Source organism: Sinomicrobium weinanense, from assembly GCF_018863395.1.
GTDB classification, from domain to species: Bacteria; Bacteroidota; Bacteroidia; order Flavobacteriales; family Flavobacteriaceae; genus Sinomicrobium; species Sinomicrobium weinanense.
This window is the reverse complement of record NZ_JAHKRR010000001.1, coordinates 954,845-980,923: the sequence shown is the minus strand read 5'-3', so window position 1 is coordinate 980,923 and position 26,079 is coordinate 954,845. Positions and strand designations below refer to the sequence as shown.

General features: G+C 47.5%; 22 protein-coding genes. 8 read left to right on the top strand and 14 right to left on the bottom strand.

The features are described 5' to 3' along the window. Window positions 1-62: 62 nt before the first annotated feature. The 3 genes from KN811_RS04265 to KN811_RS04255 all read right to left on the bottom strand — a co-directional run bounded on the left by KN811_RS04265 (window position 63) and on the right by KN811_RS04255 (window position 3,144). Window positions 63-974, bottom strand: a complete 912-nt coding sequence (locus tag KN811_RS04265; RefSeq protein ID WP_187965531.1) for a glutaminase — start codon at window positions 972-974, stop codon at window positions 63-65. 127 nt (window positions 975-1,101) lie between these two features. After that, entirely contained in the window at window positions 1,102-2,181 is a 1,080-nt protein-coding gene (gene gcvT / locus KN811_RS04260) for a glycine cleavage system aminomethyltransferase GcvT (RefSeq protein WP_187965532.1), read from the bottom strand. 243 nt (window positions 2,182-2,424) lie between these two features. Next, window positions 2,425-3,144: an NUDIX hydrolase gene (locus KN811_RS04255; protein WP_187965533.1), complete on the bottom strand. Its 720-nt coding sequence runs from the start codon at window positions 3,142-3,144 to the stop codon at window positions 2,425-2,427. Window positions 3,145-3,392: 248 nt separating this feature from the next. Between KN811_RS04255 and KN811_RS04250 the strand changes: the two genes are divergently transcribed. The 6 genes from KN811_RS04250 (at window position 3,393) to KN811_RS04225 (ending at window position 14,927) form a co-directional block, all read left to right on the top strand. Then, entirely contained in the window at window positions 3,393-6,479 is a 3,087-nt protein-coding gene (locus tag KN811_RS04250; protein ID WP_187965534.1) for a SusC/RagA family TonB-linked outer membrane protein, read from the top strand. A 12-nt stretch (window positions 6,480-6,491) separates the two neighbouring features. Beyond that, window positions 6,492-8,069 carry a RagB/SusD family nutrient uptake outer membrane protein gene (locus tag KN811_RS04245; RefSeq protein ID WP_187965535.1) on the top strand — a complete coding sequence of 526 codons (1,578 nt, stop codon included), beginning with the start codon at window positions 6,492-6,494 and terminating at the stop codon, window positions 8,067-8,069. A gap of 281 nt (window positions 8,070-8,350) precedes the next feature. After that, window positions 8,351-9,181: a hypothetical protein gene (locus KN811_RS04240; protein ID WP_223129381.1), complete on the top strand. Its 831-nt coding sequence runs from the start codon at window positions 8,351-8,353 to the stop codon at window positions 9,179-9,181. Window positions 9,182-9,192: 11 nt separating this feature from the next. Further along, complete coding sequence (gene galB / locus KN811_RS04235) at window positions 9,193-11,667, top strand: beta-galactosidase GalB (RefSeq protein ID WP_345725283.1); 2,475 nt, start codon at window positions 9,193-9,195, stop codon at window positions 11,665-11,667. A 10-nt stretch (window positions 11,668-11,677) separates the two neighbouring features. Then, window positions 11,678-13,684, top strand: coding sequence for a glycoside hydrolase family 97 protein (locus KN811_RS04230; RefSeq protein ID WP_187965536.1), 2,007 nt, complete (start codon window positions 11,678-11,680; stop codon window positions 13,682-13,684). A 142-nt stretch (window positions 13,685-13,826) separates the two neighbouring features. Beyond that, window positions 13,827-14,927, top strand: coding sequence for a Gfo/Idh/MocA family oxidoreductase (locus KN811_RS04225; RefSeq protein ID WP_187965537.1), 1,101 nt, complete (start codon window positions 13,827-13,829; stop codon window positions 14,925-14,927). Window positions 14,928-14,937: 10 nt separating this feature from the next. On the opposite strand, the gene KN811_RS04220 is transcribed toward KN811_RS04225, so the two are convergent. The 5 genes from KN811_RS04220 to KN811_RS04200 all read right to left on the bottom strand — a co-directional run bounded on the left by KN811_RS04220 (window position 14,938) and on the right by KN811_RS04200 (window position 18,069). Next, entirely contained in the window at window positions 14,938-15,159 is a 222-nt protein-coding gene (locus KN811_RS04220; protein WP_187965538.1) for a hypothetical protein, read from the bottom strand. Between the two features lie 28 nt (window positions 15,160-15,187). Then, window positions 15,188-15,706 carry a hypothetical protein gene (locus tag KN811_RS04215; RefSeq protein ID WP_187965539.1) on the bottom strand — a complete coding sequence of 173 codons (519 nt, stop codon included), beginning with the start codon at window positions 15,704-15,706 and terminating at the stop codon, window positions 15,188-15,190. A gap of 162 nt (window positions 15,707-15,868) precedes the next feature. After that, window positions 15,869-16,165 (bottom strand): hypothetical protein, encoded by a 297-nt coding sequence (locus KN811_RS04210; RefSeq protein ID WP_187965540.1) that lies wholly within the window; start codon window positions 16,163-16,165, stop codon window positions 15,869-15,871. Between the two features lie 156 nt (window positions 16,166-16,321). After that, a complete protein-coding gene (locus KN811_RS04205) occupies window positions 16,322-17,038 on the bottom strand; it encodes a LytR/AlgR family response regulator transcription factor (RefSeq protein WP_187965541.1) in 717 nt (238 codons plus the stop codon). Further along, window positions 17,035-18,069, bottom strand: a complete 1,035-nt coding sequence (locus KN811_RS04200; protein ID WP_216334672.1) for a sensor histidine kinase — start codon at window positions 18,067-18,069, stop codon at window positions 17,035-17,037. Before KN811_RS04200 ends, KN811_RS04205 begins: the two co-directional genes overlap by 4 nt. 255 nt (window positions 18,070-18,324) lie before the next feature. Between KN811_RS04200 and KN811_RS04195 the strand changes: the two genes are divergently transcribed. Continuing rightward, window positions 18,325-18,990: a uracil-DNA glycosylase gene (locus KN811_RS04195; protein ID WP_187965542.1), complete on the top strand. Its 666-nt coding sequence runs from the start codon at window positions 18,325-18,327 to the stop codon at window positions 18,988-18,990. A gap of 44 nt (window positions 18,991-19,034) precedes the next feature. On the opposite strand, the gene KN811_RS04190 is transcribed toward KN811_RS04195, so the two are convergent. The 6 genes from KN811_RS04190 to KN811_RS04165 form a co-directional block, all read right to left on the bottom strand. After that, complete coding sequence (locus KN811_RS04190; RefSeq protein WP_187965543.1) at window positions 19,035-19,499, bottom strand: PIN domain-containing protein; 465 nt, start codon at window positions 19,497-19,499, stop codon at window positions 19,035-19,037. Continuing rightward, window positions 19,483-19,710 carry a UPF0175 family protein gene (locus tag KN811_RS04185; RefSeq protein ID WP_187965544.1) on the bottom strand — a complete coding sequence of 76 codons (228 nt, stop codon included), beginning with the start codon at window positions 19,708-19,710 and terminating at the stop codon, window positions 19,483-19,485. The genes KN811_RS04190 and KN811_RS04185 overlap by 17 nt, the downstream gene beginning before the upstream one ends. Window positions 19,711-19,761: 51 nt before the next feature. Then, the gene (locus KN811_RS04180; protein ID WP_187965545.1) at window positions 19,762-20,613 is read right to left on the bottom strand and encodes a substrate-binding domain-containing protein; all 852 of its coding nucleotides are present in this window, start codon (window positions 20,611-20,613) and stop codon (window positions 19,762-19,764) included. A 112-nt stretch (window positions 20,614-20,725) separates the two neighbouring features. Continuing rightward, a complete protein-coding gene (locus tag KN811_RS04175; protein ID WP_187965546.1) occupies window positions 20,726-21,877 on the bottom strand; it encodes a formylglycine-generating enzyme family protein in 1,152 nt (383 codons plus the stop codon). Between the two features lie 155 nt (window positions 21,878-22,032). Next, entirely contained in the window at window positions 22,033-22,509 is a 477-nt protein-coding gene (locus KN811_RS04170) for a hypothetical protein (protein ID WP_187965547.1), read from the bottom strand. Between the two features lie 128 nt (window positions 22,510-22,637). Next, on the bottom strand, window positions 22,638-23,114 hold the full coding sequence (locus KN811_RS04165; RefSeq protein WP_187965548.1) for a hypothetical protein: 477 nt from the start codon (window positions 23,112-23,114) through the stop codon (window positions 22,638-22,640). Window positions 23,115-23,176: 62 nt separating this feature from the next. Here KN811_RS04165 and KN811_RS04160 point away from each other — a divergent pair, with 62 nt between their 5' ends. Next, complete coding sequence (locus tag KN811_RS04160) at window positions 23,177-26,077, top strand: FAD-binding and (Fe-S)-binding domain-containing protein (protein WP_216334671.1); 2,901 nt, start codon at window positions 23,177-23,179, stop codon at window positions 26,075-26,077. Window positions 26,078-26,079: the final 2 nt, after the last annotated feature.

Genomic DNA, 26,079 nt, shown 5'->3' with positions numbered 1-26,079 from the left:
GCTGTTTTTTAGTTGTCTGTACTACCGAACTCCAGGACCAAGAAACTCCAAAACCCATCAATTTAAAATATAGAAAGTTTCGTTTTTGTGGTAAACATTTCCAGGGCCTGCATGCCCAGCAACGAATTTCCTTTTTCGTTAAGGCCAGGTGCCCAGGTGGAGATACAGTAATTTCCGGGCAGTACTGCCACGATACCACCACCTACGCCACTTTTTCCGGGAAGCCCTACCTCGAAGGCAAATTCCCCGGCTTCATCGTAAAAGCCACAGGTGAGCATAATGGCATTGATTCTTTTAACCAGTCCCGGTGGCAGAAAGGTCTTGCCACTTACATTCTTTCCCGAATTGGCAAACACATAGAACGTTCTGGCCAGTTGCCTGCAATTCATGGACAGGGAACACTGATAAAAATAAAAATCCAGGACGTCTTCTACATTGTGCTCCATATTCCCGAAGGATTTCAACAGATTAGCTGCTGCGGTGTTGCGATAGCCCGTAGCTTTCTCTGAAGCGGCCACATCCTCATTATAAGAAATAGAGCTGTCTTCTGCAAGTTCCCTGACATAATTTAGGAAATCTTCCTTCGGATTTTTTAAATGGGACAGGAGAATATCACTGATCACCAACGCCCCCGCATTGATAAACGGGTTTCTGGGAATCCCCTTTTCCAGCTCCAGCAGGGTCAGGAAATTGAACGGGTTTCCCGAAGGCTCCACATCTACGCGCTTCCAAAGGTCTGTTCCCACAAAGTCCAGGGCTTTGGCCAGCGAAAGTACCTTGGAGATACTTTGTACGGAAAAAGGAATATCAAAATGGCCTGTGCCGTATTCTTTCCCATCCAGAGTAAAGAGATAGATGCCCAGGTGGTCAGCATTGACCTTCCCGAGTTCCGGGATATAGGAAGCCACGGTCCCTTTTTGCGGGCTGTTTTGAAGCGTGGTGTGAATTTCTTCCAGGATATGCTGATATTCCATGGATTGTTTTTTGGATGGGTGACCGATGACGGGTGACCGATGACGGGTGACCGATGACGGGTGACCGATGACGGGTGACCGATGACGGGTGACAGATGGTAATAACTATCACCGGTCATCTACACTACTATTTATAGAAAGGCAGTTTGACCACGGTAGCGGGAACAGCCTTTTTTCTTATTTGTATATAAACGGTGTTTCCCACCCCGGCAAGTTCAGTGGGTACATAGCCCAGGCCAATGCCTTTTCCGAGGGAGGGGGACATGGTGCCACTGGTTACATGGCCTATTTTATGACCTTCACTGTCCACAATCTCATAGCCTTGTCTCGGGATGCCTTTTTCCGTCAATTCAAAGGCGGTCAGTTTTCTTTCCACCCCGTTTTCTTTTTGCTTTTTGAGCTCTTCTGCATGGACGAAGTCCTTGGTGAATTTGGTGATCCATCCCAATTTGGCCTCTATGGGCGATGTGGTGTCGTCTATATCGTTACCGTACAGGCAGTAGCCCATTTCGAGCCTTAATGTATCGCGTGCTGCCAGGCCTATGGGTTTTATTCCGTGATCGGCCCCGGCTTCGAATACCTTGTCCCAGACCTGTTTTGCTACGTTATTTTTACAATAGATCTCAAATCCGCCGCTGCCAGTATAGCCGGTGGCAGAAATGATAACATCGGGTACTCCGGCAAAATCGGCTACTTCAAAATGGTAAAAAGGGATCTCCGATAAGTTTACTGAAGTTAACGATTGCATGGCTTCCACGGCTTTGGGACCCTGGATGGCCAGGAGGGAATAATCGTCAGAGATGTTTTTCATTTCGGCACCGAAAGTGTTATGAGATTCAATCCATTTCCAGTCCTTTTCTATATTGGAAGCGTTGACCACCAATAGGTATTCATCGTCTTTTGTGCGATATATAATAAGGTCGTCTACAATACCGCCTTCGTTGTTGGGCATACAGCTATATTGTGCCTTGCCTATGGTAAGTTTGGAAGCATCGTTGGAAGAGACCTTTTGTATGAGGTCCAGGGCCTTCTCACCGCTGATGAGAAATTCTCCCATATGGCTTACGTCAAAAACGCCCACACCGTTCCTCACGGTTTCGTGTTCGGCATTAACCCCTTCATATTGTACAGGCATGTTATACCCTGCGAAAGGAACCATTTTTGCGCCCAGGGCGATATGAACATCGGTAAGTGCTGTGTTTTTCATACTGGTATAATTGTGTTAGTGTCTGTATAAAATTTTAAGATTCAAGCAACTCGGTACAGTAAAAAACCGTAACGGAAAAACCGGGAACGGACAACTGTTTTTTTAAGCGCTGCTAAAGTATTCAAAAAATAAGGAGTAGTAAAAGGAAAGTGTGGAAATTGTCGGTTGCAGGGTATCCGGATACATGAGTATTTTTAAAACAACACCAATATGCCCGAACACCCGGATACTCGTATACCCGTATCAAAACTCAAAGTTAAACCCTCTTTCGGTAAGGCTTTTATAGATTTTCGGGTCAAATTTATAGAGTTGTGCGGCCCGGTGCGATACGTCGGTCTGTTTTTCATTGAGGGGGACGAGAAGTTTCATCCGGAGGAATTTACGGCGGAAATTGGGTTTGTCCATTTCCACCTCGAGGATCTCTTCATACAGGTGCATCAGTTGCAACAGGGTAAATTTTTCCGGTAAGAGGTTAAAGCCCACAGGAGCCTGCCTCACCCGTCTTTTCAATCGCTTGATGCTGGTCTCCAGGATCTCGGCATGGTCATAGATGAGTTCCGGCACTTCCTTCACTTTATACCATTTTACTGCAGAAGCCGTGAAACCGGGGGTTAGACGATAATCCTCCTTTTTGATCAGGGCGTAATACCCTATGGTTATGACCCGGCTCAGCGGAAACCGCTCCGGGCTGCCGAAAGCCCTTAGCTGTTCCAGGTAGATGTTATCTATACCAGTGAGGTCGCGTAAGAGCCTGTATGCCGCGTTGTCAATACTTTCATTCTTTTTTATCCAGCCACCAGGCAGCCCCCATTTGCCTTTGCTTATCCCTTCTGCATGTTGAACCAGCAATACTTCAAGTGTTCCCTCATGAAACCCGAATATGGTGCAATCTATGGTTACGGCATCTACAACATCACTGTCCATCTCTTTGATCGATACGGAATCAATGGCCTTTTTGTTCATCTGTTACTGTGTTTAAGTTAAGTTCTATTCCCGATGAATACCGTTTGCAAAGTTCCTGTTTTTCCGGTAAACGAAAAAGGGGAGAAGGACTATTGTCAATAGGGTTATAAATATCTCATTTTTTTACTAATTACAAAAATGATCTCAAAAATTATTGTGGTTTTTAAAATTATTGATTACACTTGTAGTCAAACAAACTATAAGAAATAGTACATAAGACTATTAATTGAAACACTAAATCAATCATTATGACAAAGAATTATTGCTTTAAGCCTTCGGGGATAATTCAATTTTGTCTGCTACTTCTATGCAGCAGTTTTGTAATTGTTCCCACACAGGCACAGGACCGCACGGTCCGCGGTCAGGTAACTGCCGCAGATGACGGTTTTCCCCTTCCGGGGGTGAGCATCGTAGTGGTCGGGACTACCCTGGGCACTACTACGGATTTTGACGGGAACTATGAAATATCAGTACCGGATAGGGCAGAGCTCAAGTTCAGTTATATCGGCTATACGGCCCAAACCGTCCCCGTGGACAACCGGGAAAAGATAGATATTTCCCTGGAACCAGAAACTGACCAGTTGAGCGAGGTTGTGGTTATAGGCTACGGTACCCAACAAAAGAAAGTCTCCACGGCCTCTACCTCAATGGTAAAGAGCGAGGACATTGTAAATACCGTAAGTTCGGATGTTACCCAGGCCCTTCAGGGACAATCGGCCGGGGTTAACATCACATCCACTTCCGGCCAGCCCGACTCAGAGATGAAAGTCCTCGTCCGGGGGGCCGGGACCATAGGGGATTCTTCTCCGCTTTACGTGGTGGACGGTGTTCCGGTAACCGATGGCATCGGATATCTGGACCCTTCATTCATAGAGCGGATCGATGTGCTCAAGGACGCTTCTGCCGCAGCTATTTACGGGGCAAGGGCCGCAAACGGGGTGGTGCTGGTCACCACCAAAAAAGGGAAAGAAGGAAAACCCGTAATAGCACTCAACAGCTATATTTCCTTCCAGGATATCTATAAAAAACTCGACTTGCTGGACGCGCAGGGATACGCTGTGATCATGAATGAGGCCACCGTAAATTCGGGCGATGCACCATTCTATTCCCCCGAAGATATCAGGGCCTTCGGAAAAGGTACCGACTGGCAGGACGAAGCCGTAAATTCCGGTGCCATCCGGCAAAACCATTCATTGTCGGTGAGCGGAGGGAGCGAATATTCGAGCTATGCTACCTCACTTTCCTATCTCGGGCACGAGGGGATCATAGGCAGCCAGTTCAACCAGTCCAATTTCGAAAGGATCAGTTTTTCTGCCAACAGCGAGCACCAGATCGTCAGGGACAGGCTGAAAGTAGGGGAGAACTTCACCTATACGAATACCGAAAAGAACGGGGTAAGCGATGAGGATATCTATAACAATTCCATTCGCAGTTTTCTCAATGCAAGCCCGATCTTTTCCCCGTATGACGAAGCCGGAGAATTCGGAATGTCGCCCTGGGCCGATGAGTCCAATCCTCTCGGGAATCTGTATTATAACAATTTCAACGAAACCAAGATCGACCGCATTGTAGGGAATATCTTCGCAGAGATCACTCTGCTGGATGGCCTGTCTTTCCGAACCGATATCGGACTGGATGTACGCAATGAACAGACGAGGTCTTTTGTGCCGGAATACTACCTGTCGTCCGGGAACAATAATTCTTCATCGCAGGTCACCCAGGGCAGTGGCAGGAGCCGTCGTTGGAACTGGGAGAACGTATTGCGCTATCACCGCGAGTTCGGCAAACACAATCTGGATGCACTCGTGGGAACTTCCGCCCAGAAAACCACTTATGAATGGAGCAGTTCTACAGGTTTTAACCTTACGTTCAACGATTTTGACCATGCCTACCTGAGCAATGCCACCAATGTGGAAAATATCGTATCCGGCGGGCGAAATACCGATTATGCCATTCAGTCCTATTTCGGACGGGTGCTTTATGACTACAACAACCGTTATCTCTTTACGGCTACATTGCGAAGAGATGGTTCTTCCCGGATCGGTTCAGACAACAGGTACGGTTATTTCCCGTCCTTCTCCCTGGGCTGGAACATCAGTGACGAAGCATTTTTCCCTAAAGAGTCTTTTATAGCCTCCCTGAAACTCCGTGGCGGATGGGGGCAGAACGGAAACGACCGTATCGGGGACAATGTATACCGCTCCCTGATCAGTTCCACAGACAAGAATTACTATTTCGGCATCGGAAATTCCCTGGAACGATACATCGGTTCCGTAGCCGATGCCATTGCCAACCCGGATATCAAATGGGAAACCTCAGAGCAGGTAGACATCGGCTTCGATGCCCGGCTCCTGAAATACTTTACCCTTACTTTCGACTATTACCGGAAAGATACCAAGGACTGGCTGGTCTATATCCCGACACCGGATATTGTAGGTGCCGACGGTACTTTTATAAACGGCGGGAACATCCGCAACGAAGGGTTTGAACTGGAGCTCGGATATACACAGCATTTCGGGGATTTCACCATCTCCGCCTCCGGGAACCTGGCCCGTAACGGGAACAAGGTACTCCGTATCGAGAACGACGAGGGGCTGATACAAGGTTCCACTGATGTGCTTTTCCAGGGACTGGATGAAATGTATCGTGTGGAGGAAGGCATGCCCGTAGGTTATTTCTACGGATTAAAGACCGACGGGATATTCCAGAACGAGGCAGAAGTGGCTGCACAAGAAGCTCAACCCAATGCACGGCCCGGAGATGTAAGGTTTGTGGACCTGAACGGGGACGGGGTGATCAATGCCGAAGACAAAACCAAGATCGGGGACCCTAACCCGGACCTCACCTATGGCTTTAATCTCAACCTTAATTACAGGGCCTTTGATCTTTCGGTATATACCTACGGTGTGGCCGGAAACCAGAACGCTTTCGGTGTGCGCACCTACGAAAGGTTTTACAACAACTACACCACCGACATCCTCAACCGCTGGCACGGGGAGGGGACATCCAACCGCATTCCGAGAGTCACTTCGGGCGGGGATGCCAACGGGAACTATACCCGTTTTTCCGATCTCTATATTCAGAACGCTTCCTTTTTCCGGATAAAAACCGTAAACCTGGGATGTGACCTTACAAAACTGACCGACAAACTACCTTTTTCCCAACTGCGGTTGTATGTGTCCGCAAACAACCTTTTTACGTTCACCAGTTACAAAGGCATGGACCCGGAAATAGGATTTAGCGGAAATACCGGCGATCCATGGGCTTCCGGGGTAGACGTAGGTTTCTATCCCCAACCGCGGACCTATACCATAGGGCTGAATCTAACCTTTTAAAAACAGAGAACGATGAAAACATTCAAATTATATTCCAGACTCCTGGGAATGGCTCTTGCAGGCGGAGTTTTGCTCTCTGCATGTTCCGAAAGTTTCCTGGAAACCGACACTTATACCGAGAAGAACGAAGAGACCTTTTACAAGACGCCAGAAGATGCTTTTGAAGGACTGATAGCCGTATATGACAATTTGCAGCGTGTGGGTTACGGGCATTTTATCTTAACGTCCGAGCTCATTTCCGATAATTGTTTCGGCGGGTTCGGCAAGACCGATAATACCGAGGCGCTGGAATGGAACAACTTTATGCAGACCTCCAATCCCAATTTGAACGGTAGCCTCTGGAAGTTTAATTATCAGGGAATCTACCGGGCCAATGTGCTCCTGGAAAAACTAGACCAGGTAGAATGGGGCGACCAGCAGAAACTGAAATTGCGCTACGAAGCCGAAGCACGGTTTCTCCGCGCTCATTTTCATTTTGAACTGGCCCGGGTATTCGGCAATATCGTAGCGGTCGATCATGTGATACGGGAGAAGGAAGAATATAAGACCCCGCAGTCCTCACCCGAAGAGATTTATGCATTGATCGCATCGGATTTCAAATTTGCAGCCGAGAACCTCGGGGAAGTGGCCAATGAAGATTTCGGGCGGGCTTCCAAATGGGCGGCAGAAGCCTACCTGGCCAAGGCCTACCTGTTTTATACCGACTATTACGAAAAACCCGATCTCGCGGGTGTGGTATCTAAAGAAGAGGTCATAGGCTATCTGGAAGACCTGATCAATAACAGCGGGCATCATCTTGTTGAAGATTTTTCCACGCTTTGGCCTGCCGCTTCCGGAGAAGACTATGCCGGGGAAGATAACAAGGAATTTATCTGGTCCGTACGGTATGTGAACAAGGGGAATGACAGTTGGGACTTCCTCGAAGGCAACACCTGGAATGTAATGATCGGGCTTCGCAACCAGATACACCCGCCATACTCCAAAGGCTGGGGCGCCGCCCCGGTTAGGGCTGAGCTTTACCGGGCCTATGAAAACGGAGACAGCCGGAGAGATGCCACCATCATAGGTTTTGATGAAGAAGGAGTCCCCTTTGATGATTCCGACCAACGGCAATATACCGGCTATGCCTGGAAAAAATACATTCCTACCGCCAGCAGTGAAGAGGAGACCGATACGGAAGCCGACGGGGGGGATTTCCAGCGGGACAATCCCGAAGACTATATCGTACTCCGCTTCGCCGATGTGTTGCTTATGGCGGCTGAACTCAACCTGGAGGTTAATTCCGGAAAAGCACAGCAATACTTCAACCGTGTCCGGGAGCGTGCTTTTGGTGGAGATCCGGGCCATAACAAAAACGTGACCAAAGAAGCCATTATGGAAGAAAGGAGACTGGAACTTGCCCTGGAAGGACACCGTTACTGGGACCTGATCAGGAACAGTATGGCAAAAACCAAAGCTGCCATCGATTATACCGAAGGAGGAGAAGAATACAGCACCACCTTCCGTCCCGAAACCGGGGGCTTTCTGGCCATCCCCTACAATCAGATCCAGTTGTCCGGCGGAACCCTGAAACAAAACGAAGGATGGTAATCTGGGACCGAAGCCGGAAGACCGGGGTCCGAAGTTAAAAGGTAACACAGGATTTTGTTCTTCCGGCCGGGAGTAAACCATAATTAAGAATAAAACAGTCGGAATTAAGAGACTGTCTAAAAGTCCATACTCGTCATGCTGACTTGTTTCAGCATCTCATGATACTGATAGGACAATCGTTGTGGGACCCTGAAACAAAGCCTGTCCCGATACATCGGGGCTCAGGGTGACGTAAAGGCTATTTTTTAGACAACTTCTTCCGGCTCAAAAGAAACAATCTCATGAAAACAATAACCAACATCACAAAAGGAATATTAGCCTCGCTACTGGTCATTTCCTGTACCCCTGAAGAGGACAGGACCGGCCTCGGAGATAGACCGGACGCTTCAGCGCTGGATTTTTCGGTCACCCAGATCGAAGGTGAAGCATATAAGGTCATAGTGGAGAACAACACCCCCGAAACCCTGGCATACTGGGATTACAGGCTCGGGACTTCCAATAAGAACAAAGATACGATCAACCTTCGGTTTGCCGGCGAGCACCAGGTAACATTCACCGCATTTGCCGGGGGCGGATCGGTCAGCGCCGAACCCGTTCCCATAACAGTTCCGTATGAAGACCCGGAGGCATTTGCCGATCCGCAGTGGGAAATGATTACCGGGGGTGTCGAAGGAAAAACCTGGGTTCTGGATATGGAAAGCCCTATGGGCTGGGCAGGCCTGGACTATCCCGATCCCGATGGGGACAACTGGGCCTGGTTCCCCGATTATGCCGGGAATGAATGGGTCATGGAAAACAAAAACTGGGGAGAAATGACATTTGACCTGAACGGGGCTCCCAACATAACTGTAACTCAAACGGAACTGGAAGGAAGTACGCAAACCACGGAAAGCGCATGGTTCAGTTTTGATCCGGACAACCGTAGTCTTAGGTTTCTCGGGGATGTGGAGTTGTTATACGGCGGTGATTATTACCCCGATGTAAGCAACTGGCAGAATATAAAGGTTATAGAAGTCTCTGAAAATTCCATGCGCCTGGGTGTTCTCAGGGATCAGGACAGAAACGGGGAAGGAGATGCCAGGATTGTTTTTCATTATAAAGTCAGGAAATAAAAAATATCTCATTGAAGGCAAACAGATCAATATGGCCGGTATGCGCCGGTCTGCTGGCCCTGGTGTTCATGTCCTGTATGAATACCGGGAAAAGTAAAAGTATACCGGTGAGAAAACAACCCTTTAACCGGGACTGGCAGTTCTGCTCCGGGGATACGGCCGGCGTTTCCTGGCACAAGCTAAACCTTCCGCACGACTGGAGCATAGAAGGAGAATTCAATAAAGATCATCCGGCCACGTTCAGCGGAGGTGCGCTGCCGGGAGGTATCGGTTATTATAAAAAGGAGTTTAATGTCCCTTCCGGTTATGCCGGAAAACAGGTGTACATAGAGTTTGACGGTGTTTATATGAACAGCGAAGTATACCTCAACGGAAAACTGCTGGGAAGGCGCCCCAATGGTTATATCGGTTTTGAATATAACCTGACGCCCTATCTCAATGTCGGGGCAGGCAATACCCTGACAGTAAAAGTGGATAATTCGCAGCAACCCAATTCCCGCTGGTATTCCGGTTCCGGGATCTATCGCAATGTATGGCTTACCGTAACCGGTAAAGTACACGTGAAGCATTGGGGCACCTACGTAACCACTCCGAAAGTAAGCAAAGATCAATCGGATGTACATGCGGAGGTAGAAGTGATAAACAACCGTGCCGAAGACAGGAAAGGAGTGGTCAGGACCATCGTGCTTTTCAAGGGCGAAAAGGTATCAGAAAAAGAACAAACCGTAACGCTGAAAGCCGGCAACACCCATTTGGTCACGGACGATCACACTGTTAAAAACCCGCAACTATGGTCGGTAGAAACGCCGGCTCTCTACACGCTGGAAACCGAGATCTATGTCGACGACAGGCTTGTGGACCGTCACCGGACCCCTTTTGGCATCCGCAGTTTTGATTTTGATACGGACAAGGGTTTTATCCTCAACGGCAGGCAGCTTAAGATCAGGGGAGTGTGTAATCACCACGACCTGGGTGCCCTGGGGACTGCTGTCAATACGCGGGCACTCGAAAGGCAGCTGGAGATACTTCGGGGTATGGGTGTAAACGCTATCCGTACCGCACACAATCCGCCCGCGCCGGAACTGCTGGAACTCTGTGATAAAATGGGTTTCTTGGTGATGGACGAGGTTTTCGATATGTGGGAAAAAGGCAAGTCCAGGTACGATTACAGCCTGTATTGGGACGAATGGCACAGGCAGGACCTGATCGATTTTATTAAGCGCGACCGCAACCACCCCAGTGTCTTTATCTGGAGCATAGGTAATGAGATCCCCGAACAGTGGGAAGAACGCGGCGCTGAAACAGGCAGGGAACTGTCAAAGATCGTCAGGAGACTGGACGATACCCGTCCGGTAACTGCCGGTATGAACCCGCCCATTCACACCAATAACAAGGACGTCACCCTGCAATTCGATGAGCCTGCCACGCCCAATGCCCTGGCAGGATCGGGGGCTCTGGACCTTATCGGTTACAATTATGCCCATCGGACCTATTTACAGCACCAGATAAATTTTCCGGAAACGCCGTTCATAGCCACCGAAACGACATCGGCCCTGGCCACAAGGGGCTATTACGATCAAAGATCCGATACGGTCAAAAGATGGCCTTACCGCTGGGATCAGCTTTTCCTCGACGGAAACCCGGACAATACCGTTTCGGCCTACGACCAGGTGAGCGCTCCCTGGGGATCAACCCATGAAGAGACCTGGAAAATCATCAAAAAACACGATTTTCTGTCGGGCATGTTTATCTGGACAGGTTTTGACTACCTCGGCGAGCCCACACCCTATGTCTGGCCTTCCAGAAGTTCATATTTCGGGGTGATAGACCTGGCCGGTTTCCCGAAAGATGCGTACTATATGTACAAAAGCGAATGGACCGACGAAACGGTTCTCCACATTTTCCCGCACTGGAACTGGGAACCCGGGAGGGAAGTCGATATCTGGGCCTATTACAACAATGCCGATGAAGTGGAATTGTACCTCAACGGAAGATCGCTCGGAAAACGCTCCAAAAAGGGCGACGACCTTCATGTCATGTGGCGCGTTCCTTTTAACCCCGGAACACTTAAGGCCGTTTCCAGAAAAGACGGCAGGGACGTTTTGGTGAAAGAGATCAAAACTGCCGGAACGGCTGCCCAAATACAACTGGAAGCAGACAGAAACACCATATCGGCAGATAGCAAGGACCTTTCTTTTGTAACTGTTTCCATCGCTGATACTACCGGAAATTTTGTCCCTACGGCAACCAACAGGATCGAATTTGAAATATCCGGCCCCGGTAAAATTGTCGGGGTAGACAACGGAGACCCTACCAGTCACGAATCTTTTAAAGCAAAGAACAGAAAAGCCTTTTATGGAAAATGCCTGGTTATCGTACAGTCGGCAGGAACAGCAGGAGAAATACAACTCACGGCCAAAAGCAAAGGTTTAAAACCTCAAAAACTGGTGATAAACACCACCAGAAATCGTAATGAAAAAGATTAAATCAGATAAAATGATCAAAAAACTGATATTTATAGCATTCACCCCGCTTTTCTTCAGTTGCGGGGCACCTGAAAAGAAGGCCTCGAAGTTCACCGTTAATTCCCCCGGCGGAAAGAACACCATCACTTTTGAGCTAAGAGAGGGAAAACCGACCTATTCGGTAAAACACGGGGAAACCGGTGTGATCAACGCATCGGATATGGGCTTTGTGTTTAAGAACGGGGATTCGTTGTATAACAACCTCAAGGTGTTAAGCAGCAATACCACCACACACGATGAAACCTGGGAACAGGTCTGGGGCGAAAAACAGTTTATACAGGACCATTACCAGCAACTGGAAGTCGTCCTTCAGGAAGAGTCGGGGCAGCAAAGACAGCTTAAAATACAATTCAGAGCCTTTGACGACGGGGTGGCATTCAGGTACCGATACCCCGGCAATGGCACCAAAGACAGCCTGGTGATCATGGATGAACTGACCCGCTTTAATCTGAACCGCGATGGCAATGCCTGGTGGATCCCTGCGTATCAGGACAACCGTTACGAATACCTGTTCACCAGGTCGGCGGTCAGCACTTTAGATACTGTCCATACCCCGCTTACCATTAAAAGCAACAACGGACTGTTCCTGAGCTTTCACGAAGCCAAACTGGTCAACTATGCGAGCATGGCGCTGGCCCGGGAGAACAATACCACCCTTAAGTGCGACCTGGTCCCCTGGGCTGATGGCGACCGGGTAAAAACCGGCGGTTCGTTCACCACCCCGTGGCGAACCCTTCAGATTGCCGAAAAACCGGGTGAACTGATCACCTCTTATATGATATTAAACCTGAATGATCCCAACAAGCTGGAAGATACCAGCTGGATAGAACCCCACAAATATCTCGGTATCTGGTGGGGCATGCATATCGGCAAGTATTCGTTCTGGGAAAGCCCGATACAGGGTGCCACCACCAAAAATGCCAGAATGTATATCGATTACTGCCGGAAACTCGGTATAGACCACCTTCTCATCGAGGGATGGAACAAGGGCTGGACCCCGCAGTGGTATGAGAATGCCATGCATATGTTCAGCTTCACTAAAGAAGCGGACGGGTTTGACCTTAAAGAGGTGACCGATTATGCCCGGTCAAAGGATGTCAGCATCATAGGATATCACGAGACCGGGTCGAACATCATCAACTACCTGGAACAGATCGATGCCGGAATAGGGCTTTACCATAAATACGGCATGCACGATATTAAGATCGGCCAGGTAGGTTCGAGACTGAATATGAAAGAATGGCATCACGGGCAATTCGGGGTAAACTATTACAGGTTTGTACTGGACAAGGCCGCCGAATACCAGCTTGCCGTGAACTTCCACGAACCCATTAAAGACACCGGCGAACGCAGGACCTATCCCAACATGATGGCCCGCGAAGGAGCGAGGGGACAGGAATACAATGCCTGGAGCGAAGGAAACCCACCTTCACATACGGCCATCCTTCCGTTTACAAGAATGCTGTCCGGCCCTATGGATTTTACCCCCGGGGTCCTGGATGTGGAGATCAAACAAGGACACGAAGGACGGGATGTCCACACCACAGCCGCCAAACAACTGGCCCTGTATGTGGTGCTGTATTCCCCCATTCAAATGCTGGCCGACCTCCCCGAAAATTACGAGGGCAACCCGGCATTTAAATTTTTACAGGACGTCCCGGTAGACTGGTTCGATACCAAAGTCCTCAATGCCGAAATCGGCAAGTATATCACCACCGTACGTAAAGACAAAAACAGCGACGACTGGTACCTGGGCAGCATCACTGACGAAAAAGCAAGGGACCTGGACATCGCACTCGATTTTCTCGACGAAGGGGCTACCTATGAAGCCCGTATCTATGCCGACGCAGAAGGTACCGGTTATGAAACCAATCCTTCGGCCATAACGATCAGCAGCCGGGACCTAACCGCAAAAGACGGCCTGAAACTGCATCTCGGAAAAGGCGGGGGGACCGCCATTCGATTTGTAAAAAAGTAACGTTTATTCCATAAAGGAAATACGGAAAAAGAAGCGGCCGGCCGTTTTGCCGGCCGTTTTATTTGTTAATCCTACACGAAAATTTGACAAACTGTAAAAAATGATTTAATTTAAACAGCTCATCATAAAAACAAATACAACCGTGAACTCCTCATCCCGAAGAACTGTTTTAAAGACCATGGCCCTGAGCAGTGGAGCCATAGCCCTGGCCCCCGGATTATTACTGTCAGCAAGAGATCTCCAAAAGGACCGCCTGGGAGTGGCCCTCGTAGGATTGGGATATTACAGCACGGACCTCCTGGCACCGGCCCTTCAGCAGACGAAACATTGCTACCTGGCAGGCATTGTCACCGGAACACCTTCCAAGGCAGAGGCATGGAGCAAAAAATACAATATTCCCGATAAGAATATATACAACTACGAAAACTTTGACGATATAGCCAACAATCCCGATATCGATGTGGTATACGTGGTGCTGCCCCCGTCCATGCACCGCGAATATACCATCAGGGCAGCCGATGCCGGGAAACATGTGTGGTGCGAAAAACCGATGGCCCTGACAGCGCAGGAATGCCGGGATATGATAGATGCCTGTGCCAAAAACAAAAAGTCGCTGGCCATAGGGTATCGCCTGCAACACGAACCAAACACACAGGAATACAGGCGGATTGTCCGTGAACAGTTGCTGGGGCCGGTTAAATATATAAACTGTGGGGCCGGCTACCGGGACGACCGTACCGACCATTGGAAACAGAAAAAAGAAATGGGGGGAGGGGCGCTTTATGATATGGGCGTATATCCCATTCAGGGAGCCCGGCTGGGATCGAATATGGAACCTGTTGCCGTGGTCTCTGCAAAAACATCTACGACCAGACCGGAGATCTATAAGAACGGACTGGATGAAACTGCGGTAGCCAAACTGGAATTTCCCGGTGGCGTTTTTGCTGATATCAAGACCAGTTTCGGGCAAAATTTCAACTTCCTGGATATCGAATGTGAAAAAGGAGATATCAAAATAGCTCCTTTTTCAGCTTATGCAGGGGTTAAAGGCAGTAGCCCGCTCGGGGAGATCGATCACCCGTACCAGGTTCCCTGGCAGCAGGCGAAGCAAATGGACGATGATGCCCTTGCCATTATGGGAGGAAAACCCATGCTCGTTCCCGGGGAGGAAGGGCTACGGGATATCCGTGTCGTGGAAGCCATCTATAAATCGGCGGCGAGCGGCAAAGAAGTGAAGTTGTAAGATAGCTGTTTCAAGATCTTTTCTTCAGGTACTTTTTCTTAATCCATCGTTTTAAAAATTGCCCGTACCACATCCAGAAACCCGAGATAAGGATAACCGGAAAGAATACCCAGCGAATAGCTGTGACAGCACGGGGAATTTCGTAAACAGGCCCGTAGATAAGCCCTATTACCGGGATGCTTAAAATAATATGTATCCAGCGGATTATTTTTCGTTCTTTATATGCTTTCATAATATTGATTTTTCAGTGTTTTTAAATTTTATGGATTCAAGGCCAGTTCCGGGAGAGAACCGGATGTTTCCGTGCGGTACTTTTTGGCCAGTTTATTATCAGAACGGAAAGCCTCGACTTCCCAGGGCATTTTCCGGCTATATACTTTTGCCTTGTAGCGCTTTCCTTTCCAGGCAACCCATTCCCGGTTTATCATGATGAGCTCTTCTTTGGCATACTGTTTTACATGAACCATTTCATGCGCCAGAACGACAAGGTTTTGCATTAAGCTCAAATCTATATCCAGCCATACGGCAATATGATGATAGCCATCTGGTTTGGGAGAATCCAGGCAAAAGGTTATTCCTTTCATGTTTTTCGGCACATGGCTGGTGAAACTTATCGTGAGGTGTATGTTTTCCACGATATCCAGGTGTTCCATAAATTGTTCTACCATTTCCATGACCATGCCTGGAGCCTTGCTCCCTTTGATAAGAACGACAGGTTGGGAAAGCACGGCGTTTACGGAAAACATACTTGCGATAAAAATAAATATGAACGTTTTCATAACAAAAGGGGAGTGGGTATACCGAACCGGAAAGGCCCGGCTACATCAGAGATTGTACAGGATAAAAAATGACTTTCTTTAAACAGGTTGAAGTGTCAAAAGATAAAAACCGGTACCGGGTAGCCAGGTACCGGTTTCGATGTATACATATAGTATATACATCTACTGTTCAGCGTTATTTGATTGCAGATGGTATGGTTTATTGTAGTATCCCTGGTGGGTCATAGTACTGTCTTTGTAATGACGACCCTGCGGATCAAAACAATGTCCCCTCCAGGGAGTACCGCGCATGGCAAATCCCGTAGAGAAAAAGAACAGAACAACAGCCAGAATAGCTGCTACTCTGGTAATCCTTCGCAATACCCGGTTTTTTGAAAAAGAACCGAATTCATGCCCGATGACAAATACCATACAAGCAATAAATAACAGTCGGGTAAAAATGATGAATCCGAATATCATAGTCATAAATTTTAAAAGTTAAACATTTCATTTTCTGAATCGTAGCTACCGGATTTTTACGATTGCTGAAATAAAAGTAATGACTATGTCCATCGGTTTTTTTTGAAGTATACCAACGGGGAAAACAAAGAGACGAAAGGGTGAAATGTAGCGACTTCAGTTTTTGGAGCGGCCCAGTATCCTTGCCATGCTCTCTTTATAAGATTCACTTACGGGGATCTCTATGTCGCCGATATAGAGCAGATCGCGCTTAATGGAAGTCACCCGGGGAATAGACACAATATAAGACTTATGTGTGCGTATAAACCGGTCGTCAGGAAGTTGTTCCATCATGGCTTTAAGGCTCATCCTGGTAACAACCGGCCGGGAAGCAGACGATAAATGGATCTTAATGTAGTCTTTTAAGCCCTCCACGTAAAGAATGTCATCCACAACGATCTTTACAAGCCCGTATTCCACATGGACAAAAAAGTGGTCGCGGATACTGCTGTCTGCCTGTGGGGTTTTGGATTGCCTCAGGTCAAAAAGGGCCTTGGCCTTGTTACAGGCCCTGATAAAACGTTCCAGGGCAACAGGTTTTACCAGGTAATCCACAACATCCAGGTTAAATCCTTCAAGGGCGTATTTTTCATATGCAGTAACCAGGACGATCATGGGAGGAGCCATCAGTGTTTGTACAAATTGCAGGCCGCTCAGCCCGGGCATCTGTACATCGAGAAATATAAGGTCTATTTTTTCTGACTGGAGCACTTCAATGGCCTCCATGGCATTTTTACAGCGCTTTACCAGTTCCAGGTAAGCCACCTGCCGGATGTTGTCTTCCAGAAGGTCGAGTGCCGGTTTTTCATCATCAACTGCTATACAACGTATCATGTTAAAGGGAGAATTAGATGTGTATAAAATATTCCGTCGCTATTATTTATCGTCAGCTTGTATTTACCGGGATACAGTAATTGCAGACGTGTTTGTATATTGGCCAGGCCAATGCCCGAATCCTTATCTTTGGACAGTTCTTCATCCATACTGAATTTGTTCTTTACCGAAAAGTGAAGGGCAGCTTTCTTTACATGGAGCTCTATGTGAATAAAGGGCTGATCTACCCATGTTACCCCGTGTTTAAAGGCGTTTTCGACAAAAGGGATCAGCAGCATGGGTTCTATGGTTTCCGAATGGTCTTCGTAATCAATATCCGTAGTAACCTTTACATGGTCTTCAAACCTCATTTTCTGGAGTTCGATATAACTTTTCAGGTAATCGATCTCGTGGGCCAAAGGGACCTTCCTGGCTTCGGATTCGTATAACATATACCGCATCAGCCCGGCAAGACGGATGAGGGACGGTTCCAGCCTGTCGGATTTATGCCGTGCCATGGATACCATATTGTTCAGTACATTAAACAAAAAATGCGGACTGATCTGGGAGCGGAGAAACTTTAATTCGGTAGAAAGCTGCTCGGCTTCGCGCTCTTTTAACCGCTTTTCATAATTGATCCGGTCTGCCACGATCCTGTATATGATACTGACTATAAAAAACAGAATGATGGGCGAACCTATCAAAGCGTTCGTATATTCCAACACAACAACTTCAGGCGGAGCCAGGAGCCTTAAGAGCAAAGATTTGATCTGGAATATGCTGGCTATGAGCACAAAAGCACTGATGATATAAAGCCACCACCATTTGCGGTTCATCAGCTTCGGAAAGAGATACAGGGCATTGAAATAGAACAGCCCCAGGTGTATGATATTGGCTATAAGGGTAAAAGCCGGGGGAAAAACATTGCCATCGGGACTCCTTATTATAAAAGGGAGGACCATAATACCACACCAGATTATTCCGTGGAGAAGAGGTGTGGTGTATTTGGATTTAAGGGGAAAGGCCATGTATTGTTTTCTGTATCCTCTCAAAGTTAACCTTTTTAGGGATTATAGAATTAAAGTAGCTACCAAAGAGATGTTTTCGGATACGAACCGGGGATTTGTTGCGATAAAAGCCTTCCCGAGGTGGGGGATGGGACACGGATGTAACGGACATTCGCCGATTTTACCTGTAAATATCCATGTTTTATGGGATTTTAGCGGTAAGGTAACTTGTCGTGCGCTTTTAATTCTTTGCCCAAATCCTGTAGAATAAGTATTTTTGAAAGCGACAAACCCAAAAATATGAACGTAAACATAGACCCTGGCTGGAAAGCCCGGCTACAACCGGAATTTGAAAAGCCCTATTTCGAATCCCTTGCAGGCTTTGTAAGGAATGAATATACCCAACACAAATGTTATCCCAGGGGCAGTGAAATATTTGCCGCTTTTGATCATTGCCGTTTTGACGATATAAAAGTGGTGATCATCGGACAGGACCCGTATCATGGCCCGGGACAGGCCAACGGGCTTTGTTTTTCAGTGAATGATGGTATAGCCCATCCACCTTCGCTGATCAATATTTTCCGGGAAATAGAAGCAGATCTCGGGACTCCTTATCCCAAGAGCGGTAACCTCGAACGCTGGGCCGACCAGGGCGTACTTCTGCTCAATGCCACCCTTACCGTACGGGCCCACCAGGCTGGTAGCCACCAGAACAGGGGATGGGAAACATTTACGGATGCCGTGATACAAAAAGTATCTGAAGAAAAGGAAAACATGGTGTTTATGCTTTGGGGCGGTTATGCCAAAAAAAAGGGGAGCAAGATAGACAGAAGCAAACACCTGGTGCTGGAAACCGGCCACCCGTCACCGTTAAGTGCCAACCGGGGGTTCTGGTTCGGTAACAAACACTTTAGCAAGGCCAATGGATACCTGGAGAGTGTGGGTAAAGCTGCTATACAGTGGTGATTTATAAGAAGTAGTCGGAGAGGACAAGGATAAACGATAAATTTTTACTCTCCGGATTCTTCTATTATGATTTTGAATAAATTTTCATCAAACCGAAAATTTGTCATCCTTATTTTTTCCAGTATAGGTCGTACGTGATTTACAATACCTTCTTGTTTTGCTCTTAGAATCAAACCAAATGTTCCCGAGTATTTCAGTTGTAATCGTTCTGCAACCTTTCTTCCTTTAAGGTCGTCTAATATAAGTACGGCATTCTCAAGATCAAGTGATAAAGCAATGGCACTTGCTTCACCAGGATCCAGATCCATTTCAAGAATTTTTTGGTAATGATTGTCTTTTAGTTTTTTGACCTTGATCCAATTGGGTAATTTCTTCCCAAATTCTTTATGAATTGTAGAGGTTATATAAATGGTTTCCCCCATTTTTTTCAATAACTCTAACTCATCAATTTTACTCAAAAGAATCAGGCAACTTGTATCAGAAATAATAATTTCAGAATTGAGCGGCATCTCTTAATATATCTGAAGAAGGATGATTAATTAATGAAACATCGTAGTCCGCTAATATTTCTGTAAAAGCAATTTTGGACAGCCCGGCCAGTTCCGCAGCTTGTCCCAGTGAAAGTTTTCCAAACTCATACATTTTTGCCGCTAGAAACCTCTTTATTTCTCGTTCATCAAGATTTAATTTATCAGGTATGTTAAGTGTGAGGTGTTTCATATATCAAATTTAATCAAAAATACGATACCTATTAAAAGTAATGTAAATCATTTACACCGGGGACACTACTTTTTCGTAAGACAGTTTTTCCGGGATAAGGTCCAGTTCCGATAATTGGTCCTGCACGGTTTTCAGGGTTTCCGGGGACATTGTATCCTGGCTCCATTCCGTTAAGGTCAACCATTCCCGTATATCTTCCGTCTTCTGGTCGAACCGGTTGGCCAGGGTCCGGTCTATGCTGGGGATCTGCTTAAAATCGGCGGTATAGGTGTTGATCACTTCCAGGATGTGTTTTACGATATTCCGGTCTTTTTCGAGTATCCCGTTCCGTACCGCGATGACAAAACAGGGCCAGGGGGTAGGGCAGTCCCCGATACGGCGGAATATCTCCTGGTCTACCAGGGGTTTGGTCATAAAACGTTCCCACATAAAATAGTCGGCATTACCTGCCGTAAGGGCATCTACGGCCCCTTCGATGGTATTGATGACCTCGAATTTCAGTGTATTGATATCCCAGCCCATATTCCTCGCATTGACAAAAGACATCAGGTGAGAACCGGACCCGAAACGGCTGATCGCCACTTTTGTGTTTTCCAGGGCCTCAGTCTTTTGATACGGAGATCCTGCTGCAACATGGATACCCCAGATCAATGGGGTTTCTATATAGGTTTGAACGATCTTTGAAGGGTTTCCGGCCGTAATATCCTTTACGATCCCTTCGGTGAGAATGATGGCCATATCTGTAGTTCCTTCGCGTAACATCTGACACATCTTTCCGGTACCTTCGGGCGTATCTGCCCATTGAAGGTCAATACCTCTTTTTTCAAACGCTCCTTCTTCCATGGCAAGGTGCCAGGGAAGGTTAAAATGCTCCGGCACTCCGGTTATTCTTATGGTCTTCATTCAGAATGATTTGTATATTGATGGGCTGACATAAGACTACACGACTTATGGCGTATGACGATTACATAAGGTCCTAAGTCTTATGTCTTGCAGTCCTAAGTCCTTCATAACCCTACTTTCCTGTTTTTGGTTTATCACTGACACACCTGAACCCCGTATGCTGCATTCCGGTGTCCGGAGAGGACTTCATACGGGAGGTCACCCGGTAGCCCTTGCAATAGGATGCATTGCACAAAAAAGAACCGCCGCGAATGACTTTTTTGGGCACTGTGGGCTCCATCGGGTCATAACTGTTATCCGGTCCTGTGGGGTTTTCGGCGGTGGTGTTATTCAGTTTTTTGTAATAATCGTCACGATACCAGTCTGCACACCACTCCCAGACATTCCCGGCCATGTCATACAGGCCGTAACCGTTAGGTGAAAAAGACCTTACGGGAGCCGCCAGGTCGTATTGGTCCCAATCGGTATTTTTATTGGGAAACGTACCCTGCCAGGTATTGGCTTTGGGTTTTCCCGATTCGATATCCTCATTGCCCCAGGGGTATTTGTTGTCGTCCAGTCCTCCGCGGGAGGCAAACTCCCATTCGGCTTCGGTCGGGAGCCTTTTTCCGGCCCATCGGGCATAGGCTTTGGCATCATCCCATGAAATATGCACTACGGGATAGTTGCCTTTTCCTTCAATACTGCTTTCCGGGCCGTTGGGATGCTTCCAGTCGGCACCTTTTACCCAGCTCCACCACTGAGCCGCATTGTTCAGGGGAACAGGATGATCGGGCGGTGTAAATACAAGGGATGAAGCTACGAGTAAACTATCATGAGGTTTAGGAGTGCCCGGAGGCAGTTGTTCTTTGATGTCTTCCCATTTCGGGGCCTGCTCTGCCGTGGTCACGTAGCCCGTGGCCTCTGTAAATTCCCTGAACTGTGCATTGGTCACCTCGGTTTCATCCATCCAGAAACCGTTGACCTTTACTTGATGCGCGGGATATTCATCCGGACGGCCTTCATCATCACTTGCCCCCATAGTAAATTCGCCACCGGGGATCCATACCATCCCTTCAAGGGAAGCTTCTCCCTTCGGAATGTTTGTGGAGTTCTCCCTGCCTGCAGAGAACCGGTCCGGCAGCCCTGTTTCGCAGGAAGTGATGCTATCCGGAACTTGTTTTTGTGAATTGTCTCCTGCCTTATCCTTTCGGGACGAGTGGCAGGAAATTGCTGTGATAAGAAAAAAAGAGCCTGTAATAAGATAAAAACTTTTTCTGCGCATTCTGGTTGATTTTGGACCTAAAGGTAATAATAAACCACTAAAATCCTATCCCTGTGCAATAAAATGGACAGTTCCTCAAAGATATAAAGGGTACCAATAAAAATGCTCCCGGAAAAGCAGTGTTTCCCGGGAGCATAAATTATAAACGTTTATTTTTAGAACTGGTATCTGATACCCAGTGCGATGTCCAGGTCCAATCCATCCCGGTATTCATCGGTAAAACCGAGTTCAGGACGAAAATCCAGGGACAACATAAGCGGAATATCGAAATCGTATTCAATACCTACATCACCTGCTACGAAAAAGAAAGCGCCGCTATCGTCGATTTTATTATTGTCGTAGCCTCCCAGGCCGCCACCGGCACCGGCATACCAGTTAAAATTACCTTCGAGGTTCCAAACCCACTGGTATAAACCTGTGAGTTTAAAAGCGTCTGTATGTTTCGAATCTCTCCATCCGAGATCGAGTTCCAGACGGTTGTTGGCTCCCAATGCTCTTTGATAAGAGATTTCTGCACCAAAGCCATCACTATCCCCTAAACGAAGCCCTATGGCATTCGGAGAGATCTCCTGTGCCTGGGAAGTCGCCATAAATCCCAATGATAAAACAGCTAAAAAAATCAATTTCTTCATAACAGATACTATTAAATTAATGGTCCAATATATGCAATATATGGATTTTTTCTCAATTGATCCTCCCAAAAACCGACATCAAATTTGCAGATTTAACTACAAAACCCTGTAAGTCAGCCGGGGAAAATTTAAAACTGGAACCTGATCCCGAGAGCAATGTCCAGGTCCAGGTCGTCCCGGTACTCGTCCGTAAAGCCGAGTTCCGGCCTCATGTCCAGGGAAAGTACCAGCGGGATATCAAAATTGTACTCAATACCAATATCCCCGGCAGCGAAAAGAAAGGTTCCGCTTTCGTCGATATAGTCGTAATCATAGCTCCCGATTCCTCCACCGGCACCTGCAAACCAGTTGAAACCACCGTCAATGTTCCATACCCATTGATGCAGGGCAGTGAGTTTATAGGCGTCTACATGGTCGGAATCCCTCCATCCCAGGTCCAGTTCCAGTCGGGTGTCGCTTTTCAGGGCTCTCTGGTAAGATATCTCTGCACCAAAGCCATCGCTATCCCCTATACGGAGTCCCAGGGCATTTGGTGATATCAGTTGTGCCTGTGATACTGTAATACCCCCCAGGACAATGATAAGGAATACAAATAATTTTTTCATATAATATGTTTTAACTTTGTTTAGTGCCATTACAACGCTATTTTTACACAAATCTTATGCGGATGTTGAAAAAAACAGAGATACAACTCGAGGGAGAACTACATGTTGACGATCTGTACAGGAATATATACGCCACGGACGCTTCTGTATACCGGAAACTTCCGATGGCCGTGGCTTACCCCCGTACCAAAGAAGATATCAAAAAACTGATCACTTATGCCTCGCAGCATCGTCTTTCCCTGATTCCCAGGACTGCCGGCACCTCTCTTGCGGGACAATGTGTAGGAGAGGGGATCGTGGTGGACGTATCAAGACATTTCACCAGGATATTTCACGTTGACCAGGAAAAGAGAACAGTAGATGTAGAACCCGGGGTTATCAGGGACGAACTGAACCAGTACCTCGAATTGTATAACCTGTTTTTCGGTCCGAACACCTCCACATCCAACCGCTGTATGATCGGTGGAATGGTGGGCAATAATTCCAGCGGAACCACTTCCATACAGTATGGCGTTACCCGCGACAAAGTGTTGGAGATCGAAGCCATACTCTCTGATGGATCTGAAGTGGTCTTTAAATCCCTTTCAGAAGAAAAGTTTAAAGAAAAACTTGAATTAAAAACACTGGAAGGTAGTATTTACAGGGAGTTACATAACAGGCTAATATCTAAAGAAACGAGAGAAAGGATCAAAGACAACTACCCGAAACCGGAAATACACCGCCGGAATACCGGTTATGCCATAGATGAGATCATCAAGCTAAAACCCTTTGCGCCGGAAGGCGGGGATTTCAACCTCTGTAAGCTGATCTGTGGCAGCGAGGGCACCCTGGCTTTTATAACCAGGATCAGGCTGCAACTGGAAGACCTGCCGCCGAAATACAGCGTTATGGTGGCCGCTCATTTCGAAAGTATCGAAAACTGCCTGAACGCCGTGGTCCCGGCCATGAACCACCAGCTTTTTACCTGCGAAATGATGGACAAAGTGATCCTGGATCGTACTAAGAGCAACAAGGGCCAGCTACCCAACCGGTTTTTCATAGAAGGCGATCCCGAAGCCATCCTGATGCTCGAACTGAGATCGGATGACGAAAATGAGCTGGAAGACAGGAAAAAACGGCTCCTGGACACTATGAAAGAAAGCGGGCTCGGCTATGCTTTCCCGGTGCTGTATGCCGACGATATCCGGAAAGCCCTGGAATTGCGTAAGGCCGGGTTGGGGCTGCTCGGAAATATCGTAGGCGATAAAAAAGCGGTGGCCTGTATTGAAGATACGGCGGTGGCCGTGGAGGACCTGGCTCCCTATATCTCCGAATTTTCCGGATTGATGAAGAAATACGGGCAAAAAGCGGTCTATTATGCCCATGCGGGTGCCGGAGAGCTTCACCTTCGGCCCATACTGAACCTGAAAGTTTCCGAAGATGTAGCCCTCTTCAGGCAGATCACCACAGATGTGGCGCACCTGGTCAAAAAATACAGGGGTTCCCTGAGCGGGGAACACGGGGACGGGATCGTGCGTTCGGAATTTATAAAGCTGATGCTGGGAGAGGAGAATTACCGGCTGCTTTCGGAGATAAAATCGGTTTTTGACCCCAAAGGCATCTTTAACCCGGGAAAAATAGTGCATTCCCCACAGATGGATACATCCCTGCGTTACGAAAAGGATCGTACCGAACCGGAAATAAAGACCTTTCTCGACTTCTCGGGAACAAAAGGCATATTAAGGGCTGCGGAACAGTGCAATGGCAGCGGTGATTGCAGGAAAACACATCTGTCGGCCGGAGCCATGTGCCCCAGTTATCACGCTACAAAGAATGAAAAAGATACGACCCGGGCGAGGGCCAATACACTGAGGGAATTCCTGACCCGCTCCGAAAAGGAGAACAGGTTTGATCACAGCGAGATCAAGGAAGTCCTGGACCTGTGTTTGAGCTGCAAGGCCTGCGGCAGTGAATGCCCGAGCAATGTGGATATGGCCACGCTCAAAGCAGAGTTTTTGTATCAGTACCAAAAGGAAAACGGAACGAGCATCAGGGACAAGGCCTTTGCATATAATACCCGGCTCAATAGTATGGCCTCTGTTTTTCCCTGGCTGGCCAATGAAATGTATAAAAACCAGATCACGGGCGCCTTCCTTAAAAAGGCGATCGGCATTTCCGGGGAGCGGAGTTTTCCGCCGCTCATCCCTTTTAAAAAGTCACGTAATATCACAAACCACAGATCAGAAACACTTAAAGTAAAACTTGAAGTTGTTGTGTTTATTGACGAGTTTACTAATTATTTAGATGGAAATGTAGGCAATGATGCGGTTGAACTCCTGAGCAGGCTGGGATATAAGGTAAAAGTGTACCGGGGGGAAAGTGGACGGACCTTTATTTCGAAAGGCTTTTTAAAACAGGCACAAAAGGCCGCCAACAAAAATATCGGGGACCTGAAGGATATGGTCTCCGCAGATTGCCCCCTGATAGGGATTGAACCATCGGCTATTTTGTCTTTCCGGGACGAATACTTAAAACTGGCTTCCGACAGTAAAGCTGCAGAAGAGATAAGCGGTAACACATGGCTGATCGAAGAATTTATCGCCTCCGAAATAACAAAGGGGAATATTTCCGCTTCGCAGTTTACCAAAGAAACGAAGCAGGTTAAAATACATAACCATTGTCACCAGAAAGCCCTGTCTGATCAAAAAGTGACGTTTGACATGCTCAATCTCCCTGAAAACTACAAGGTGAGTATCATTAACAGCGGTTGTTGCGGCATGGCCGGATCGTTCGGTTATGAAAAGGAGCATTACGACATCAGCATGAAAGTAGGGGAGTTACGATTGTTCCCTTCAGTACGCAATGCCGGAAAAGATACGATCATCGCGGCAAACGGCACAAGCTGCCGCCACCAGATCCTGGACGGGACAGGCAAAAAGGCCAAACATCCGGTCACCATTCTCAGAGAAGCCTTAATCGTCTGAAA

What these genes read in the sequence shown, in the direction of transcription:
- KN811_RS04265 (WP_187965531.1), bottom strand. Translation starts at nt 974, where the DNA reads ATGGAATATCAGCATATCCTGGAAGAAATTCACACCACGCTTCAAAAC.
- gcvT (WP_187965532.1), bottom strand. Translation starts at nt 2,181, where the DNA reads ATGAAAAACACAGCACTTACCGATGTTCATATCGCCCTGGGCGCAAAA.
- KN811_RS04255 (WP_187965533.1), bottom strand. Translation starts at nt 3,144, where the DNA reads ATGAACAAAAAGGCCATTGATTCCGTATCGATCAAAGAGATGGACAGT.
- KN811_RS04250 (WP_187965534.1), top strand. Translation starts at nt 3,393, where the DNA reads ATGACAAAGAATTATTGCTTTAAGCCTTCGGGGATAATTCAATTTTGT.
- KN811_RS04245 (WP_187965535.1), top strand. Translation starts at nt 6,492, where the DNA reads ATGAAAACATTCAAATTATATTCCAGACTCCTGGGAATGGCTCTTGCA.
- KN811_RS04240 (WP_223129381.1), top strand. Translation starts at nt 8,351, where the DNA reads ATGAAAACAATAACCAACATCACAAAAGGAATATTAGCCTCGCTACTG.
- KN811_RS04230 (WP_187965536.1), top strand. Translation starts at nt 11,678, where the DNA reads ATGATCAAAAAACTGATATTTATAGCATTCACCCCGCTTTTCTTCAGT.
- KN811_RS04220 (WP_187965538.1), bottom strand. Translation starts at nt 15,159, where the DNA reads ATGAAAGCATATAAAGAACGAAAAATAATCCGCTGGATACATATTATT.
- KN811_RS04215 (WP_187965539.1), bottom strand. Translation starts at nt 15,706, where the DNA reads ATGAAAACGTTCATATTTATTTTTATCGCAAGTATGTTTTCCGTAAAC.
- KN811_RS04210 (WP_187965540.1), bottom strand. Translation starts at nt 16,165, where the DNA reads ATGATATTCGGATTCATCATTTTTACCCGACTGTTATTTATTGCTTGT.
- KN811_RS04205 (WP_187965541.1), bottom strand. Translation starts at nt 17,038, where the DNA reads ATGATACGTTGTATAGCAGTTGATGATGAAAAACCGGCACTCGACCTT.
- KN811_RS04195 (WP_187965542.1), top strand. Translation starts at nt 18,325, where the DNA reads ATGAACGTAAACATAGACCCTGGCTGGAAAGCCCGGCTACAACCGGAA.
- KN811_RS04190 (WP_187965543.1), bottom strand. Translation starts at nt 19,499, where the DNA reads ATGCCGCTCAATTCTGAAATTATTATTTCTGATACAAGTTGCCTGATT.
- KN811_RS04185 (WP_187965544.1), bottom strand. Translation starts at nt 19,710, where the DNA reads ATGAAACACCTCACACTTAACATACCTGATAAATTAAATCTTGATGAA.
- KN811_RS04180 (WP_187965545.1), bottom strand. Translation starts at nt 20,613, where the DNA reads ATGAAGACCATAAGAATAACCGGAGTGCCGGAGCATTTTAACCTTCCC.
- KN811_RS04175 (WP_187965546.1), bottom strand. Translation starts at nt 21,877, where the DNA reads ATGCGCAGAAAAAGTTTTTATCTTATTACAGGCTCTTTTTTTCTTATC.
- KN811_RS04170 (WP_187965547.1), bottom strand. Translation starts at nt 22,509, where the DNA reads ATGAAGAAATTGATTTTTTTAGCTGTTTTATCATTGGGATTTATGGCG.
- KN811_RS04165 (WP_187965548.1), bottom strand. Translation starts at nt 23,114, where the DNA reads ATGAAAAAATTATTTGTATTCCTTATCATTGTCCTGGGGGGTATTACA.
- KN811_RS04160 (WP_216334671.1), top strand. Translation starts at nt 23,177, where the DNA reads ATGTTGAAAAAAACAGAGATACAACTCGAGGGAGAACTACATGTTGAC.